Source organism: Streptomyces nigrescens (assembly GCF_027626975.1).
Lineage (GTDB): Bacteria > Actinomycetota > Actinomycetes > Streptomycetales > Streptomycetaceae > Streptomyces > Streptomyces nigrescens.
The window spans coordinates 5511938-5529034 of the sequence record NZ_CP114203.1; the positions used below are offsets into that span (position 1 = coordinate 5511938).

The 17097-nt window shown below is 71.3% G+C and carries 13 protein-coding genes; 5 read left to right on the top strand and 8 right to left on the bottom strand.

The window, feature by feature from the left end; translation table 11 throughout:
* Positions 1 to 210 precede the first annotated feature (210 nt).
* Both STRNI_RS24750 and STRNI_RS24755 read right to left on the bottom strand, forming a co-directional pair.
* The gene (locus STRNI_RS24750) at positions 211 to 1557 is read right to left on the bottom strand and encodes a L,D-transpeptidase (RefSeq protein ID WP_109890402.1); all 1347 of its coding nucleotides are present in this window, start codon (positions 1555 to 1557) and stop codon (positions 211 to 213) included.
* A gap of 82 nt (positions 1558 to 1639) precedes the next feature.
* Entirely contained in the window at positions 1640 to 3022 is a 1383-nt protein-coding gene (locus STRNI_RS24755; RefSeq protein WP_277412018.1) for a CaiB/BaiF CoA transferase family protein, read from the bottom strand.
* Between the two features lie 295 nt (positions 3023 to 3317).
* On the opposite strand from STRNI_RS24755, the gene STRNI_RS24760 reads away from it, so the two are divergent.
* Positions 3318 to 3683, top strand: a complete 366-nt coding sequence (locus tag STRNI_RS24760; protein ID WP_109890400.1) for a hypothetical protein — start codon at positions 3318 to 3320, stop codon at positions 3681 to 3683.
* Between the two features lie 170 nt (positions 3684 to 3853).
* On the opposite strand, the gene STRNI_RS24765 is transcribed toward STRNI_RS24760, so the two are convergent.
* Positions 3854 to 4477 carry a Yip1 family protein gene (locus STRNI_RS24765; RefSeq protein ID WP_229838338.1) on the bottom strand — a complete coding sequence of 208 codons (624 nt, stop codon included), beginning with the start codon at positions 4475 to 4477 and terminating at the stop codon, positions 3854 to 3856.
* A gap of 85 nt (positions 4478 to 4562) precedes the next feature.
* Between STRNI_RS24765 and STRNI_RS24770 the strand changes: the two genes are divergently transcribed.
* The 3 genes from STRNI_RS24770 to STRNI_RS24780 all read left to right on the top strand — a co-directional run bounded on the left by STRNI_RS24770 (position 4563) and on the right by STRNI_RS24780 (position 9480).
* Positions 4563 to 5279 (top strand): VIT1/CCC1 transporter family protein, encoded by a 717-nt coding sequence (locus tag STRNI_RS24770; protein WP_159487905.1) that lies wholly within the window; start codon positions 4563 to 4565, stop codon positions 5277 to 5279.
* A 748-nt stretch (positions 5280 to 6027) separates the two neighbouring features.
* Positions 6028 to 8499 carry an SdrD B-like domain-containing protein gene (locus STRNI_RS24775; protein ID WP_277412019.1) on the top strand — a complete coding sequence of 824 codons (2472 nt, stop codon included), beginning with the start codon at positions 6028 to 6030 and terminating at the stop codon, positions 8497 to 8499.
* 300 nt (positions 8500 to 8799) lie between these two features.
* The gene (locus STRNI_RS24780; RefSeq protein WP_159489328.1) at positions 8800 to 9480 is read left to right on the top strand and encodes a hypothetical protein; all 681 of its coding nucleotides are present in this window, start codon (positions 8800 to 8802) and stop codon (positions 9478 to 9480) included.
* Positions 9481 to 9487: 7 nt separating this feature from the next.
* Here STRNI_RS24780 and STRNI_RS24785 read toward each other — a convergent pair whose 3' ends face one another.
* Entirely contained in the window at positions 9488 to 10699 is a 1212-nt protein-coding gene (locus STRNI_RS24785; RefSeq protein WP_274740522.1) for a right-handed parallel beta-helix repeat-containing protein, read from the bottom strand.
* A 215-nt stretch (positions 10700 to 10914) separates the two neighbouring features.
* Between STRNI_RS24785 and STRNI_RS24790 the strand changes: the two genes are divergently transcribed.
* Positions 10915 to 12066, top strand: a complete 1152-nt coding sequence (locus STRNI_RS24790; protein WP_277412020.1) for a Dyp-type peroxidase — start codon at positions 10915 to 10917, stop codon at positions 12064 to 12066.
* 119 nt (positions 12067 to 12185) lie between these two features.
* Here the strand turns inward: STRNI_RS24790 and STRNI_RS24795 are convergent, their stop codons facing one another.
* The 4 genes from STRNI_RS24795 to STRNI_RS24810 form a co-directional block, all read right to left on the bottom strand.
* Entirely contained in the window at positions 12186 to 13307 is a 1122-nt protein-coding gene (locus tag STRNI_RS24795; RefSeq protein ID WP_277413318.1) for a P1 family peptidase, read from the bottom strand.
* Positions 13300 to 14133 (bottom strand): L,D-transpeptidase family protein, encoded by an 834-nt coding sequence (locus tag STRNI_RS24800; RefSeq protein WP_018091156.1) that lies wholly within the window; start codon positions 14131 to 14133, stop codon positions 13300 to 13302. Before STRNI_RS24800 ends, STRNI_RS24795 begins: the two co-directional genes overlap by 8 nt.
* Before the next feature lie 429 nt (positions 14134 to 14562).
* On the bottom strand, positions 14563 to 15720 hold the full coding sequence (locus tag STRNI_RS24805; RefSeq protein ID WP_277412021.1) for a low temperature requirement protein A: 1158 nt from the start codon (positions 15718 to 15720) through the stop codon (positions 14563 to 14565).
* A gap of 267 nt (positions 15721 to 15987) precedes the next feature.
* The gene (locus STRNI_RS24810; RefSeq protein ID WP_018091154.1) at positions 15988 to 17019 is read right to left on the bottom strand and encodes a methyltransferase; all 1032 of its coding nucleotides are present in this window, start codon (positions 17017 to 17019) and stop codon (positions 15988 to 15990) included.
* Positions 17020 to 17097: the final 78 nt, after the last annotated feature.

Genomic DNA, 17097 nt, shown 5'->3' on the forward strand with positions numbered 1-17097 from the left:
GCTGATCCGCCGGAGCCGTATGCGGCGGCCCCGTATACACCAGCCCCGTACACACCAGCCCCGTACACACCAGCCCCGCACACACCGGCCCCGTACGCACCAGCCCCGTACGCAGCCGTACACACCAGCCCCATACACACAAAGGCGGTGGCCGGCCCCTACCAGGGACCGGCCACCACCTTCGTGCGTGTGCGCCGCGGGCGTCGTCCGTCAGACCGCGCTGCCCTGCTGCCACTCGGCCCAGGACATGTTCCAGCCGTTGAGGCCGTTGTCCGGCTTGATGGTCTGGTCGTCCGAGTTCTTCACGACGACGACATCGCCGATCAGCGACTCGTTGAAGAACCACTTGCCCGGGGTGTCGCCCCCGCCGCCCTTGTTGTCCCGCAGGCCGACGCAGCCGTGGCTGGTGCCGGCCTTGCCGAAGATGGACGGGTCGCCCCAGTAGTTGCCGTGGAGGAAGGTGCCGGAGGCCGACAGCCGCATGGCGTGCGGGACGTCAGGGATGTCGTACTCGCCCTTGCCGTCCTTCTTCTTGAAGCCGACCGTCGAGCCGTCCATACGGGTCTGCTCGAACTTCTCCGAGATCACCATCTGGCCGTTGTAGGTGGGGTTCTCGGGGCTGCCGCCGGAGATCGGGATGGTCTTGAGGGTCTTGCCGTCCCGCTTGACCGTCATGTTCTGGGTGTTCATGTCGACCGTGGAGACCTGCGAGCGCCCGATGGTGAAGGACACCGTCTTGGACTGCACACCGGTGATGCCCTGGCCGCCCTTCACCCCGTCCAGGTCGATCTTCATGGTGACCTTGGAGCCGGCCTTCCAGTAGTCCTCGGGACGGAAGTCCAGGCGCTGGGTGCCGAACCAGTGGCCGACGACCTTCTGGCCGCTGCTGGACGTCACCGTGATGTGGGACTGGACGTCCTTCTTGTTGGTGATCGCCTTGTCGAAGTTGAAGGACACCGGCATGCCGACGCCGACGGTCTTGCCGTTGTCGGGGGTGTAGCTGCCGATGAAGCTGTTGGCCGTGGAGACGGTCGTGAAGCTCGCGTTCTCGGTGGCGGCCCGGCCCTTGGCGTCCTTGGCCTTCGCCACGATCCGGTACTTGGTGCCGCGCTCCAGCTGGACGCCGGGCTTCCAGGACGTGCCGTCGGACGATATGGCACCGGCGACGTCCTTGCCGGAGTCGGCCTCGGTGAGCTTCACCTCGGTCAGCTTGCCGCCGGTGGCCTTCACGCCGGTGTCGTTGATGCTGGCGTTGGTGGCGCCGTCGTCCGACGAGACCTTGATCTTCACGTCGGAGGCGTTCTTGGCGGCCGCGGCGTCCGCGCCGGCCTGGCCGTTCTTGCCGTCGTCGTTGCCGCCGGCCGAGGCGTCCCCGCCACAGGCGGACAGGGTCAGCGCACCCGCTGCGAACAGCGCCGTCACGGCGAGCGTGCGGCGCATCCGCCGGTTACGGCGCGGGGCGCCCGCCGCCGGCTGCTCGACCGAGGGGAGCAGCTGGTGCGGGGTGCGGGACCGAGCGGGCGCGAGGTTGTCCGGCGTTGTCACGAGCTGCTCCATAACAGGGGTGTTGTGATTCCGTGCTGGTAAACAGCACGAGCGGACGGATTTGGTTGCGGGTACGGCGGTCTTGTGATGAAGGTCACACGTGTGGCGGCAGGGGGTGGTCGGCCGGCCCCGACAGCCAGGTTCGCAGTGCCGTGCCGTGTTCGTCCAGGCGGGGTGGAGCGAAGGGTTGGGCCACCGGCGTCCCCGAAAGGCGGAGTGGGCTGGTGACTTGGGGGATACGTCCCTCGCCGACCGGTGTCACCGGGGCGAGACCGAGGCGCTGTGCCAACTCCAGGGCCTCGGAGACGGTGTTGACCGGGCCGCAGGGCACGGACACGGCGGTCAGTCGCTCGGTCCAGTCGCGCGGGGTGTCCGAGGCCAGCCGGCGCTCCAGCGCTTTGACGAGATCTGTGCGGTTCTGTACCCGGTCCTCATTGCGGGCGAAGCGGGCGTCCTCGGCGAGTTCCGGGGCGCCCAGTGCCCGCGCCAGCTCCCGGAACTGACGGTCATTGCCCACCGCCACCGCGAGCAGCTGCCCGTCGCGGCAGGCCAGCGTCTCGTACGGGGCGATGCTCGGATGGCGATTGCCCATCGGGCCCGGATCGCGGCCGGTGGCCAGATGCCCGGACGCCTGATTGACCAGCGAGCCCAGTAGCGACGACAGCAGATTGACCTCGACCAGCTGGCCCTGGCCGGTGCGGTCGCGGTGGCGCAGCGCCGCGAGGATGCCGGTGGTGGCGTCCTTCGCGGTCAGCACGTCCACCAGCGCGACGCCCGCCTTCAGCGGTGTGCCGCCGGGCTCGCCGGTGATGCTCATCAGCCCGCCGACGGCCTGCACGACGAAGTCATAGCCGGGCAGCCGGGCGCCCGCGCCGGAGCCGAACCCGGTGATGGTGCAGTGCACCAGGCCCGGGTTGGCGGCGCGGGTGGCGGTGTGGTCCAGGCCGTATTTGGCGAGCGAGCCGGGGCGGAAGTTCTCGATCAGTACGTCGGCCCGGCGCGCCAACTCGCGGGCCGCGGCCGCATCGTCCGGATCGCCGAGATCCAGTGCCAGACCGCGCTTGGAGCGGTTCGCGGCGTCGAAGTACGCGGCCGTCCCGCGCCGCGGCGCTCCGCCCTCGTGCGGTGCGGGCTCCTCGCCGGAAGGGGGCTCCTCGCCGGAAGGGGGGTCCGCGACGAACGGAGGGCCCCAGGCGCGGGTGTCGTCACCGGTGCCCGGCCGCTCCACCTTGATCACCTCGGCGCCGAGGTCGGCGAGCGTCGCGGCGGCCAGAGGCCCGGCCAGCACCCGGCTGAAGTCCGCGACGAGGATGCCGTCCAGGGCACGGGCGGGTGCCGCACCGGGCGGGGCCGCGTCGGTGGGCGGGGCGGTGTAGGTCTCGGCGCCAGGGGGCTCCGTGCCGGTGGGCTCCGCGCCGGTGGGCTCTGGGGCGGCGTCGGCGGGTGGCCGGGGCTGCGGCCGGTGCGGCTGCGGCACGTGCGTACTCCTCACGTCGCGGACGAGGTGCCGTCATCGTCCGGGACGATCTTCGCCGGGGGAAGCCTCCGGGGTGTCCAACGGGGCGGGGGGAATCCTGCCGGGGCGGCCTCTTGGGGTGGCGCCTTCGCGGGCCGTGCCGGAAATGTGGCGAAATGTCATAGGAGATGTGTCACTTAGGGACTTTCGGCCCAAGATCTCCTGTCGGAAGTCCTGAAACGTGGTGTCTACTGACTCCTGGACCGATCCGAAGACAAGCCCTGGCTCAGCGCCCTCATCCGTCCGGGAGGACCACATGCTTCCCTCCGATTCGATTCTGCAGCAGATCGGCCTCGGCGTCCTTGTCGCTCTGGGCGTCGTCTGGGCGGTCGGGATGACCAGACTGCTGCGACGGGGCCGGTACGAGGCCGCCCTGCGGCGGGACCAGCGGGAGATGCGGGCACGGTACGCCTCGCGCGGACGGTTCGCACCGGGTGGCTCATTCTCGGCGCGAGGTCCGGAGGGGCTGCCCGGAGCGGGACTGCCCGTACAGCCGGAGCTGCTCGGATCGGTGCCGCGGCAGACCGGGCCGGACGGGCCGCCGTCGGAGTGTGTGGAGCTGAGCGCGGCCGAGCGGGCGGCGTTCGAGGGGCTCGTACGGCGGCTGACCAGCCGTAGTTGAGCGGGCCGTGGCCGGTGGTTGGCGGGTGCCCGCACTCGAAGCCGCTGAGTGCGGGCCGTGCGGCCGATTTGGCTGATTTGGCCGGTCGGGCCGATGCGGCGGGGCCGGATTCAGCGGACCGGCCCCGTATTCAGCAGACCGGCCCCAGCCTCAGCGGACCGGGCCCAGCCTCAGCGGACCGGGCCCAGCCTCAGCAGGGCCAGTGCGGCCAGCATCTGTACGGAGACCGCGGCCGCCGACTTCCACGTCGAGAGATGGTGCTGGCCGCGTATGAGCAGTATGGCGAGGACATAGCCGAAGCCCCAGGTCGTCCACGTCGCGGCCTGCACGAAGGTGGCGTCGGTCGGCAGCCAGGCGGCGATCATCAGTCGCGGCAGATCCGTCACCCAGAAGAGCACGATGAACAGGCTCGCGGTCGGCGCGAAGCGGCCGATACCGCCGAGGGTGCGGGCGATCGCATGGGCGACCGCGCCCAGCACGAAGCTGGCGAGCAGTACCCCCGCCTCGGCCAGCCCGATGAGCTGGAGCCCCGCGGTGCGGTCGACGGCCCACTGGGTGTGGAACGCGTCCACCGACAGCACCCCGATGGCGCCGCTGATCAGCGACAGCAGCACCGCCGCGCTCCAGGCGCTGCGGTCCCGCGCCTCGTCCAGCACCTCCACCGGGCGGTACCAGAGCCCGAATATCAGCCGGTGCCACCACAGTCGGCGGCGAGGCGCGGGCTTACGGGGCGCCGGCTGGACGAGCGTGGGCGGTGGGGGCTGGGGAGGCGGTGAGGGGGGCGGTGCGGACATAAGGCCGTTTCTACCACCGGCCATTCCGGGGCGGCGCGGGGGCGTCGAGCGGGGCACGGGCCGGTACGGGTGAGACGCTCGTCCGATGACCTCGCAGACAACGGACCACGACGAGGCGCACGGCGGCGGGCTCGGCAGCCGGCTCAACTGGCTGCGGGCGGCGGTCCTTGGCGCCAACGACGGCATCGTGTCCACCGCCGGACTCGTCGTCGGGGTCGCCGGAGCCACCGACGTACGCGGCACGTTGTTGACGGCGGGGCTGGCGGGGCTGCTGGCCGGTTCCCTGTCGATGGCGGCCGGTGAGTATGTGTCGGTCTCCACCCAGCGCGATTCGGAGAAGGCCGCGCTGGCGCAGGAGAAGCGGGAGCTGGCGACCGAGCCGCAGGCGGAACTCGTCGAGCTGACCGAGATGTTGGAGGGGAAGGGGCTGGACGAGCAGCTGGCCCGGGAGGTGGCCGAGCAGCTCACCGAGCACGATGCGCTGCGGGCCCATGCCGAGGTGGAGTTGGGCATCGACCCCGATGAACTCACCAATCCCTGGCATGCGGCGGGGGCGAGCTTCCTCGCGTTCACGGCGGGGGCGTTGCTGCCGTTGCTGGCGATGGTGCTGCCGCCGGCCGCGGATCGGCTGTGGATCACGGTGGGTGCGGTGGTCGTGGCGCTGGCGCTGTGCGGGTGGGGCAGTGCGCGGATGGGGTTTGCGCCGGTGGGGCGGGCGATGGTGCGGAATGTGGGGGGTGGGGTGGTGGCGATGGGCGTGACGTATGCGGCGGGGTCGGTATTGGGAGCGGCGGGGGTTTGAGCGGTCCGGGGGCCTGGGGCCGGGTACGAGCTTGCGCTGAAATCGTCTTCCTCAGCCGCGTACTTCAGCGTGCCCCCGCCACAGAATCCGAGCCGGACTTATTTCCCGTGAGAATCCCTGTCCCGTCGATGAACAACTGCCACACAGGCTCATCGACAAGCGCTGTCCAGAAGTGAACGAAGCAACGCCCAATGGGACCGGATTCGGCCATCATGCCGCTATCGCACATTCTTCCGGGCGCCATTCTCCGGGCACTTGGGGACTCTCGCGGATTCCGATGGATATCAGGCGTTCTGCTGGTGATGGCGAGACCCCAGCGGATAGAATTCGCGCGCTGCTCGCGATGGCGGTCGGCGAGGTCGGCGGTGGGGGGCGGGGGCGCCGTGAGTGCGTTGCAGGAACACACCACCCGCGGCCGTCTTACCCGAGGCCCTGAACGCGCGTTCGCTTTTCCTGGCCTGCGAGGCTTACAGCTCGCCCGCAATATCCTCAAGCGATCACCACAAAGCGGTCCACGCAACGGCGTGGGCCGTCTTTTTTCCTTTCCGTGGCGTTCGCGCCGGCGTCCGCGTCCGGGGCCACGAAGTCGACGGGCAGCGAGAAGCAGGTACTTCGTTTTCCTGACGAGAAAAGTGTGGAGTGTGATGCCATGAACCGAGTCGGCAGAGACTCTCGCCGTTCGGCCCGTGGGCTCGTGGAGCCGCTGGCACGCATAGGGTTATCCGTTCTGTTGCTGGCGGGCGGTGCCGTGGGAGCGACGGCTGGGCCGGCCGCCGCTTCGACCGCCGACGGCACGCTGACGGTTCAGGTGCTGCGCGACTTCTTCGGCACCGGTGTGATCAACGCGACGATGGACGTCCCACAGCGGGGCATGAAGGTGGAGATCTCCGACCCCGCTGGGCACGATGTCACCGGCGTCACGGATGCCACCGGAAAGGTCGTGGTGTCGCGGTCGGCCGTGCTGAGCGGCGGCCGGTACCGCGTCGACGTCAGCGTCCCGGCACCGTACAGCGACTACCTGCGGGCGGCGCCTGCGTCGACGGCGGACAACCACTTCGACAGCTTCACGTCGTTCGTGGATGTGTCGGACGGAAAGAACGCCTCGGTGGTGACGGGGGTGTGGGATCCGGCCGACTACACGCTGCCGGACTCGCGGTACTTCGTGCCGGTCCACAACGGCGCCAACGGGACCGACAACCGGGCCTTGGTGGCGTTCGGGACGAAGACCCGGGGCACCTGTCCCACCGATGTGGCGTGCCCGGCCACGCTGGCCACGCAGGACCAGGTGGGCACGACGTTCGGGTTGGCGTACGACACGTACCGGACCCGGCTGTTCCAGAGCGCGTTCGCCCGCCGGTACGCCCCGTACGGGCCGCAGGGCGGGGGCGCGATCTACACGGTGCCGGTCAACGGCTCGGGTGCGCCGGAGCTGTTCGCGCGGGTGCCGGACGCCGCGGTGACGCGGCACGACACCGCCAACATGATCAAGGATCCCGGGTTCACCGACGCGCCGGGCAAGGAGAGCATCGGTGGCCTGGCCCTGTCGGAGGACGGCTCCACGCTCTACGCGGTGAACCTGCGGACCCGCAGCCTGGTGAGCTTCGACGCGACAGGGGCCACCGCCGCGGCGCCCGAGTCGACGGTCCCGATCCCGGACCCGGGGTGCGCGAGCCCCGACGACTGGCGGCCGTTCGGTCTCCAGGCCCACAACAACACGCTGTACGTCGGCGGCGTGTGCAGCGCGGAGAGCACGCGGCAGCGCGCGGACCTGAAAGCCTTCGTCTCCACCTACGACGGCAAGCGGTTCACCACGGTGCTGAGCCACCCGCTCTCGGACGAACGCGGCAGCGTCTTCGGTTCCGGCGACAAGGCCACCCACTGGAACCCGTGGAACACCAGCCTGGACACGTGGGACGACCGGAAGGCGGGCGGCGTCTTCATCGATCCGCAGCCGGAGCTGTCCTCCCTCGCCTTCGCCCGCGACGGCTCGATGATCCTGGGTTTCCGCGACCGGTTCATGGATGTGCTCAGTTGGGGAGGGCTGGACCCCCGCCCGGGGAACGACACGGCGGAAAGCGGTATGTCCGGTGGTGACATCACCATGGTCTGCGCCACTCCCACCGGCGAATACCAATGGGAAGGCACCGGGAGCTGCCCCAACCACGCCACCCCCGCCAACAGCGGCGGCCAGGCCGCCGGTGTCGTCGAATACTTCCCGGGCGACTATTACGCCAACGCGCACCAGGAGACCGCGCTGGGGTCGGTGGCCTATATCCCGCAGCAGCAGTGGGTCGTCAGCACGGAGTTCGACCCGGTCGTCAACGTCGCGACCTCAGGGACCGGGTACCACGACATCACGACCGGTCAGGGCCCGGGCAACAACCCGACCGCCAACGGGTTCCAGTTCGTCAGCGGGGTACAAGGCGGGTTCGGCAAGGCCGGCGGGCTCGGTGACATCGCGTACGCGGCGGCGAACGCGCCGATCCAGATCGGAAACGTCGTGTGGTTCGACGGCGACCACAACGGGATTCAGGACCCGGGGCACGTGCTGCTGCCGGGGGCGACGATCAACCTGCTGGACGCGGACGGCAAACAGGTCGCCACGACCAGGACCAATGCCGCCGGCGAGTACTACTTCGGGGGTGTCGGCGCCGCGTACGAGCTCACGCCGGGCGCGAAGTACACGGTGCAGTTCGACGTGTGCACCGCGGACACCAGCCAGGTGCCCGAGCAGCCCCCGGCGAGCGAGCTGAGGTTCACGCTCCCGCGGGCCGGTGCCAACCGTGCGCACGACTCCAATGTGACCCCGCCGACCACCGGGCAGTTGTGCAACGGCCACGCGCCTGTCACGGCGCCGGACAAGCCGGGCGGGGTCGATCACACGATCGACGCCGGGGTGTACATCCCGAAGGCCACTCCGACTCCGACTCCGACTTCGACGCCTACTGCGACTCCGACACCGACGCCTAGTGCGACGCCGACTTCGACTTCGACGCCGACTCCGGCCCCGACCTCGACGCCGAGTGCGCCACCGGCCGCTACGCCGCCGTCCCCCGCGCCGCCTGCCCACCGCCCGGCCCCGGGCGGCGGGAGCACGGGTTCGCTGGCGCACACCGGTATGTCCGGGCTGCCACAGATGATCGCCCTGGTCGGTCTGCTGGTGGGTGCGGGCCTGGTCATCGCGTTCATGAGCCGGAAGCGTCGCGCCCGGAAACACTGAACGAACCGAACCACAGTGATCTGCCTGCCCGCGGTCCGGATGGCGCGGTCGGGCAGATCCCGTCCCGGCCGGTCCACGAGGGCCGGCCTTGGCGTCGTCTGCCACTGGACCGCTCGGCCGCCGCGACCACACGGCGGCCGAGCGGTGTGGTGATCGAGAGGGTGAATCAGAAGAGTGTCAGCGTCGAGCCGCGTGCGGAGCGGGAGAATCCAGCAAGCTCTACCGGGCCGTGCGGCTGGCCGGCGCCGATGGCTGCGGCCACGCTGGGCGGCAGCCGTCATCGGCATAGCGGCCACCGCGGTGGCCGCGTTCCTGGTCGCCGACGGAGGCTCCGGCACCGGCGGTCCGCGCACACTGACGCCGGATGAGGCGAACCGGCTGGCGATCACGCGGTTCCGTAACTACGCGGCGCACGGCCGCGCGGTGACGATCACTGTGCCGGGCACCGCCGGCGGGCTGATCGTCACCGGGTCCGTCGACTACCAACGCAAGCTCGGTTACGGCGTGGTGCACGGCACCGGGCGCGACACATCCAGCGACGGGCTGATCGGGTGGACGGCCACCTCGGTGTTCGTCCACCCGCTCGCGAACGCCCCGGCGCACGCACCCGCGTCGCCGCCCCGCTCGGCCTGGCACAGCCGTCCGCTGCTGTCGTCCGGCAGCGCGCTGGACAGCTCGCTGAGCATCGCCCTCAAGCTCGGCAGCGACCGGCCGGACAACGCCGAACTGCTGCCGCAGAACGGCGCCGCCTGGTGGGGACGAGATCAGGTGGACGGGCACCGGGTGGACGTCATGACCGGGCCGTCCTCCCGTGACCGCTCCGGAACGGCGGGCAACGTGCGCTACTGGGTCGCCTCGGACGGCACCATGTACCGGGTCCGCGTCAGCGTGGCTTCCGAGCCGCAGCCGGTGGTCATCGACTTCGACACCCACAAGTACGTTCCGGTCAAGCCGGTACCCGGAGTCACCCCGACCCGGTAGCCGCTGTTCAGGACGTCCGCACCCGCGCGTTCGCGGCGAGCAGGGACGCCGGCGGCAGCGGGATGCCCGCCGTCTTCGGCAGGGCCGGAACGGCCGGGACAGCGGTGGCGCCCGTAGTGGTGGCGTGCGGGAACTGCGGCTGTGGACCCGGCGCCGCGACCTCGGTGAACGGGATGCCACGCGGCGCCGTCGGCATCGCCCACCTGCCGGCCGGCGAGGGCGACCGGGCCGGAAGCGGGCAGGACTCGGTTCTCGCGAGCCGGGCGGGCACGGTGGTGCGCAGATCATTGCCACGCAGGCAGTTGCCCCGTCCCCGCGTGGCGGTGGGGAACGTCCAGCCGACGTCGATGCCGTTGCCGGTGAACGTGTTGTCCACGATCCGGTTGCCCACCGGAGGCAGGTCGGCGGTCGCGGTGATCACCAGCCCGGCGTTGCTGTTGCCGGCGACGCGGTTGCGGAGGAAGTGGTTGCCGCTGCCGCCGTCGATGCCGATCCCGGTGCCCCACCCGCCGTCGGCCTGCTCCGGGGTGGCCGTCTGCTGGTTGGCCGCGATCAGATTGCCCGCGATGACGGCGCCCTGCTGCGGGAGCAGCTTCTCCTGATGGTCGGAGTCGGTGGTCAGGCCGACCCGGTTGCCGACCAGGCGGTTGCGGACCACGTACATGTCTTCGCTGGCGTTGGTGCCTTCGTAACCGACCGCGTTGAGTTCGGCGATGTTGTCCCGCACCACGATGCGACACGGCTTGCACTGTCCGACGTAGATGCCCGAGTCGGCCCCGCCTGACGCGTACGAGTGCTCGATGACACCGTTCTGCGCGGAGAACGCGTAGATGCCGTACAGACCGTTGCGGGTCGCGGTCACGTAGGAGACCAGGAACGACTTCAGGAAGGTGACCGGCTCATCGCCGGTGTCGTAGCCCCCGGAACGCCCCGGTAGCCCGGCGACCGCCTTCGCCGAACCGGTGACCAGGACCCCGTTCTGCGTGTTGTTCCTTACGGTCAGGTTCTCCACGGCCACCCCGGGCGCGCTGACGACGACGCCGTTCGGTTGCCGCAACCGCCCGTCGATCACGACCTTGTCCCGGGACTCCCCGCGAAGAGTGACCCGAGGCGTGGAGACCTTCACCGACTCGTGGTACACGCCCCGCGCGACCAGCACCAGGTCACCGGGGTGAGCGAGAGACACCGCATCCGAGATCGACGGGGCGTCAGCCGGCACTCTGATCGTCACGTGCGCGCCGGGTGGCCGCCGGCCGTGGTTCGACCCGTCATCGCCGGGCCCGCAGCCCGCCAGTACGCATGTCAGTGTGCTCAGTAACGCGGCCATCACGCGAAGACGGAGACGAGGCATGGCGTCATCCTGGCATGAAGTCATCCCTCCCCGGAGGCCGATCAACTCGCCTGCCCCATAAGGGATATGGCATTCTGCACGCCGTGAGCCGAGCCGAGTCCCGTCCATCACGCCGCGCGTTCATCGGTGCCACCGGGGCAGTGGCGGCCACCGGGATCACCGCCGGGTGCGAATCGCCCGCACCTCGGCCGAGCCGGCCCTCTTCCCCCGCGTCACCCACACGGGTGGCGCCGACCGGACGCCATCAGGCAGGCATCACGCTCCCGCAACCGGCCCAGCCGAACCTCCTCGCGGTGGTGGCCGACCTCGGCGACGCCGTGGCCGTCGGCCCGCTGCTGGCCGAACTCGGCCAGGCCGTTCACACGCTCACCGCGGGAACCGATCCACGACTGCTGGGCCTGCCGCCGGGCGATCTCACCGTGACGATCGGGGTGGGCCCACGGCTGGTGCGCATGGCCGATCCCTCCCTGCCCGGCGCGGCAGACCTCCCCCGCTTCTCCCGCGAGCAGATCGCCCCGCAGGCGCGCGGCGGGGACCTGCTGCTACAGATCTGCGCCGGCGACCCCTTGCTGTTACCGGTCGTCGCCTCCGCGCTTCTGGAGCAGGCCGGTCACCGGATACGTGAACGCTGGCGGCAGTCCGGACGCCGCGGTCCGGACATCCCCGTGGACAAGGGCATCTCCGCGCCACGGAATCTGCTCGGTTTCATCGACGGCATCGTGGGCCCGCACACGACGGCCGAACACCGACGCCACCTGTGGCTGGCCGGGCCGGCTTCCGTCGGCGGCGGCACGATCGCAGTGGTACGGCGCATGGAACTCGACCTGCCGCGGTTCACCGCGCTCTCCGTCGCCGACCAGGAGGCGGTCTTCGGGCGGCGCAGAGCCACCGGCGTGCCCCTCTCCGGAGGGACCGCGGCCTGGGACCCGGACCTCGGCGCCAAAACACCGGACGGGCGCTACCTCGTCCCGGCCGACGCCCATGTCCGCCGGGCCAGCCCCCATGTGGCCGGCGTGGGTCTCATGCTCCGCCGCTCCTACAGCACCGACGCGCCCCACCCCGGCCTGCTCTTCATCAGCTTCCAGAACGACTTACGCACCTTCACCAACACGCTTGCCCGTATGGATGATTCCGACGCACTGCTGGGATTCACCACCACCACCGCCAGCGCGACATTCCTCATCCTCCCCGGCTTCGACCGGCAGCACCCTCTCGGCGCCAAGACGTTCCACTGAACAGGCCGACGACGTGCGCCGTGGCCGTCGGCCCGATGTCGTTGTCGACGGTCACGAGAACGGGACACGGCTGATGTCCGTCCGGGCGGCCCGAGGCGGGGGATGAGCGACGTCGCCCGTCAGGCGCTTCCGTACAGGTCCCGGTACGACGGGAAGACGCCGCCGGGACCGCGCACCGTTTCTGCTGCGAGGGCGGCGTTGACCACGGCGCGGGTCAGGACGTCCGCGCCGGCGGCGAGGAGGTCGTTCAGGGCGCCGGCCTCGGTGTGGATGCCGAAGGCGGGGTCGGTGGGGGGCTCTTCGGGGGTAAGGGGGCGGGTGGCGGTGGACAGGGCGAAGACCGTGTCGCCGTCGGAGAGAAGGTGGACGGGGCGGATGGCGCGGGCCAGGCCGTCGTGGGCGGTGCCGGCGAGCTTGTGGGCCTGGGCGCGGGTGAGGGTGGCGTCGGTGGCGACCACGACGAGGGTGGTGTTGAGCGGCGGACGGACGGACGCTGCCGAACGGGTCAGGGAGATCTCCCGGGCCTCGGCCAGTCGGCGCAGGGCGGCGGCGTGCACCTCGAGGGCCGGGAGGGCGGTGGGGTCCTCGTACAGATGGCCGTAGAGGGCGCCGGTGCGGGGGTCGGTGACGGAGCCCGCGGCATTGACGGCGGCCAGGGCGGCGACGGTGGCGCCCGAGGGGAGGATGGCGCTCGCGGTGCCGATGCCGCCCTTGAGGCCGCCGGCCACCGCGCCCGTGCCGGCGCCCGTGTTGCCCTGTGCGACGGGAGCGCCGGGCTCGGTGCCCGCCGCGGCGGAGACCGCCGCCCGGCCCAGGGCGGCGTCCGGGCGGGCCCGCCAGTTGCCGCCGCGGCCCAGGTCGAAGAGGGCCGCGGCCGGCACGACGGGGACGACCTGGGCGGGGTCCGGGCCGACCCGGAAGCCCCGGCCCTGGTCCTCCAGCCACGCGGCGACACCGGACGCGGCGTCAAGACCGAAGGCGCTGCCGCCGGTCAGCACCAGCGCCTCGACGTGCTGGACGAGATTGCGCGGGTCCAGCGCGTCGGTCTCCCGGGTGCCGGGGCCGCCACCGCGTACGTCGACGGCCGCGACGGCGCCGCCCTCGGGGGCCAGGACGACGGTGGTGCCGGTCAGATGGCCGTCACCGATGCGCTGGGCGTGGCCGACCCGGAGGCCGAGGACGTCGGTGAGGGCGTCCTGCGGCCCCGTGGGGTACGGCGGGCCCGCCTGCTGCTCAGTAATCGGCCGGTCCCATCACGATGACCGGGTGCAGGTCGGGGTCGAGGGTGCGCAGCAGCTCCCGCATCACCTTGGGCTTGAGGCTGATACAGCCCTGGGTGGGCCCGTCGTGGTCGACGTGCAGCCAGACGCCGCCGCCCTTGGCGGCGCCCCACGGGCGCTGCTGGTCCAGGGGGGAGGTGCCCGGCTCGCGGTTGTAGTTGATGGCGATGACGTAGTCGAAGGCGCCGGCCAGCGGCTCGCCCTCCACGCCGGTGCCGTCGGCGACGAAGCTGCTGTTGTGGTCGTAGGGGAGCTTGGTGCCCTCGGGCGCGGGCAGCAGGCCGCCCGCGTCGGTGAGGGGGTAGACCCCGATGGGCGAGCGCAGATCGCCGTAGCGGTGGTCGTCGGTCCAGCCGTGGGCGGCGTTGTGCGCGGCCCAGGTGGGGCCCGGCTCCCAGTCGTCCGAGTCGTCCTCGCGGGTGTAGAGGACGACACGGGACTGGAAGGAGTCCATGTCCTTGCCGGTGACGACCAGCACCTGCCGGGAGTCGGCCGGTATCCGCTTCCTGGCCGCGTCACTGAGGCCCGGGATCGGCCGTCCGGCCGGGGCGTTCGGTGCGGCGTTCGGGGCGGTTTTCGGCGCGGACGCGGGCGTACGTGGCGTGTCCGGGCCGGAAGCCGTCGTCGACATGGTGCTCTTGGCGTCGGTCCCGCTGTTGTGGTCGTCGCCCGAGGCCGGCCACGCCCACAGGGCGGTGCCGACCAGGGTGGAGAGGGCGAGACCGCTCACGGCCTTGCTGCGCCGGGACAGTCTCGTCCGCGCGCGGGACTGAGCGTGGCGGGCCATGGCTGGCGTCTCCTCAGGTACGGACGGCGGTCGGTCCCGGGGCTTCCTTCGGTCTTCCACAGGGACACCCCCTGTCATAAAAAGGGCAATCTGCACCCTACCGCTTCAGCGTCCGCTCGCCTCCGCTGGTCCATGTGAACAGTGGGGAACAAGGGGGCGAAGTGGCGGGAAGTGGGGTCCATTGGTGGGTAATTGACGGGCAATGGGGTGGGTCGGGAGTGGCGGCCGTGCTGGTGAGGGCCCCTCGTCCGGCGGAGGGTGAAGATGGCCGAATCTGATGCGGGATCAGGGCTAGGACAGGGCTGGACGGGGCGTCAGGTCCGCGGCGGGAGGCAGGGCGAGGCGGCGCCGAAGGCCTTGCGGGGGCGGCAGTCGCACGTTCGGGGAGATCGGTGCCGGGGCGATCGTCGAGATGGGTGACGGGGGCCGCTACTCCACCAGCGCGGTGCCCTGACGGGACGTGAGGCCGACACCGGCCGCCACGGTGGCGGAGGCCACCAGCCCGGTCGCCAGGACCGCCCAGTCCCCGGCGAAGGTGCACACCAGGACCAGCAGCGCCGACACCGGCAGCACCAGCTGCTGTGCCAGGCCACGCTTCTGGTGCCGGGAGTGGATCAGCCACACCGTGAGCATGAACAGCGCCGCCGGCACCGTGACACAGGCGGCCGCCGCGAACGCCGACAGATGCGCCCTGCCGAAGGACTCCTCCACCGCGATCTCGATGCCCGCCCCGACCGCGGCCGCCGAGCCGAACACGAGGTAGTGCCCATAGCCCCACAGGAACGCCTGACGGTTCGAGCGGAGGTGAAGGTGGATGGGCACCGCGAAATAGATCCAGTACGCGGCGAAGACCAGCAGCAGCCCGCCGCCCGCGATCGGCAGCAGCGTGCCGAGCGCGTCGTTCCGGTCCAGCGCCGACTGCACGGCGAGAGTGGCCGCCGCGATCGTCTCGCCCAGCACGATGATGGTGAACAGGCCGTAGCGCTCGGCGATGTGATGCGGATGCCAGGTCGTCTGCCGCTCCCGCTCGGCAAGCGCGGGGACCGCCAGCTCCAGCAGGCCAACGACCACGAACACCCAGGGGACGTCGTGCACGGGCAGGAGCAGCAGGCCCAGCCAGCCGATCTGGCACACCGTCACCCCCAAGGCGTAGCGCAGCGCGGTGCGCCGCTCTGCGTCGGTGTTGCCGAGAGCGACCCGCAGCCACTGGGTGACCATGGCCAGCCGCATCACCAGGTACCCGAACCAGATGACGGTGAAGTCGCTGTGTGCGAAGGCCCGCGGCACGCCCGCGGCCAGGACCAGCACCCCCGCCATCTGGACGAGCGTCACCACGCGGTAGAGCGCGTCGTCGGTGTCGTACGCCGAGGCGAACCAGCTGAAGTTCATCCAGGCCCACCAGATGGCGAAGAAGAGCATCAGATAGCCGGACACGCCGTGCCCCGGGTGCCCCTCGGCGAGCGCATGCGCCAGCTGGCGGCCGGCCTGGGCGATCGCCACGACGAAACACAGGTCGAAGAAGAGCTCCAGCGGGGTGGCGGCGCGGTGCTCCTCGTCGCGGCGGCGCGCCCGCATGAGGACCGGCACGTCAGCTCCTCTCGTCGGCCGTTGCGGCCGCCCTCAGTAGAGCGCGGGCGGGCGGTGCCGCCAATGAGGGGAGCGGGGCGCGGCGTGTCGCCCGGGACGGTGTGCGGCGTGTCGTCCAAGAGGGGAGCCGGGCGGGGCGTGTGGCCTGGGACGGCGTGCGGCGTGTCGTCCACGAGCGGAGCGGGCGGGGCGTGTCGCCCGGGATGGTGTGCGGCGTGTCGCCCACGACGGGAGCGGGGCGGGGCGTGTCGCCCGGAACGGCGGCGGCTACTCGGCGACCGCCTCCACGATCGAGGGGAAGGCCGAGGTCGGCAGCACCCGCGTCAGCCGGAACCCGCCTGCCGACAGCAGCGTCGCGAACTCCTCCGCGGTGCGCTCCTGCCCGTCGACCACCGCCATCATCGCGACGTCCATGGTCTTGCCGAAGTGCGGCGCGTTGCCCGGCGGCAGCACGGAGTCGATGACCAGCAGCCGGCTGCCGGTCGCCATCGCCCGGTGACAGCTGCGCAGGATGCGCCGGCACGGCTCGTCCGGCCAGTCGTGCAAGACGTGCTTGAGGACGTAGAGGTCACCGCCCTCCGGTACGGACTCGAAGAAGTCACCCTCCTGGGTGCGCCAGCGGCCCTTCAACTCGTCATCGTCCAGGAGGTGGTGGGCCAGCGGCGGCGCCTGGTCGAAGAGCACACCGGTCAGCTGCGGGTGGCGGCGCAGCGCGGCGCGCAGCAGCCCGCCGCGGCCGCCGCCGATGTCCACGACCGTGCCGGTCGCGGGGAAGGGGTAGGTGGCGGCCACCGCCTCGTCCACCGGGGCGGACAGCGACGACATCCCGTCGTCGAGGAGCCGGCGGGCGGCCGGGTCCGACAGCAGATGCGCGAAGAGGGGCGCCCCGAAGATCCGCTCGAAGGACGCGCCGCTGTGTGCCACGGCCTCCGGCATGGCGGCCGAGGTCCGCAGGAACATCTCGTCGGTCATCATCAGCACGGCGGCGTGCAGCGAATCGGGGACGTCCGTACGCAGCGGCCGGGCGGCCGGCGTCAGTTGATAGGCGCCCGCGGCGTCCTCCCGGAAGATGCCGCGGGTGGCGAGATAGCGCAGGACGCGGCGCAGATGAGGGGCGTGGGTGCCGGTGGTGGCGGCCAGCTGCTCGGCCGTGCGCGGGCCCTCGGCGAGATGGTCGGCGATGCGGTGCTGCACCGCGGTGCGCAGGGCGGCGGAGAAGAGATGGCCCATGGCCTGGTCCATCAGATGAGCCGTGAGGTCGCGGGGCTCGCCGGTCGGTCGGTTGGGGGAAGTGGCCAACGTCAGCCTCCAGTCATCGGCTTGTGCTTGCTGGTCCCGGTCGCAGGCGGTGATCCACCGTTGCAGCCACGGGCCCCG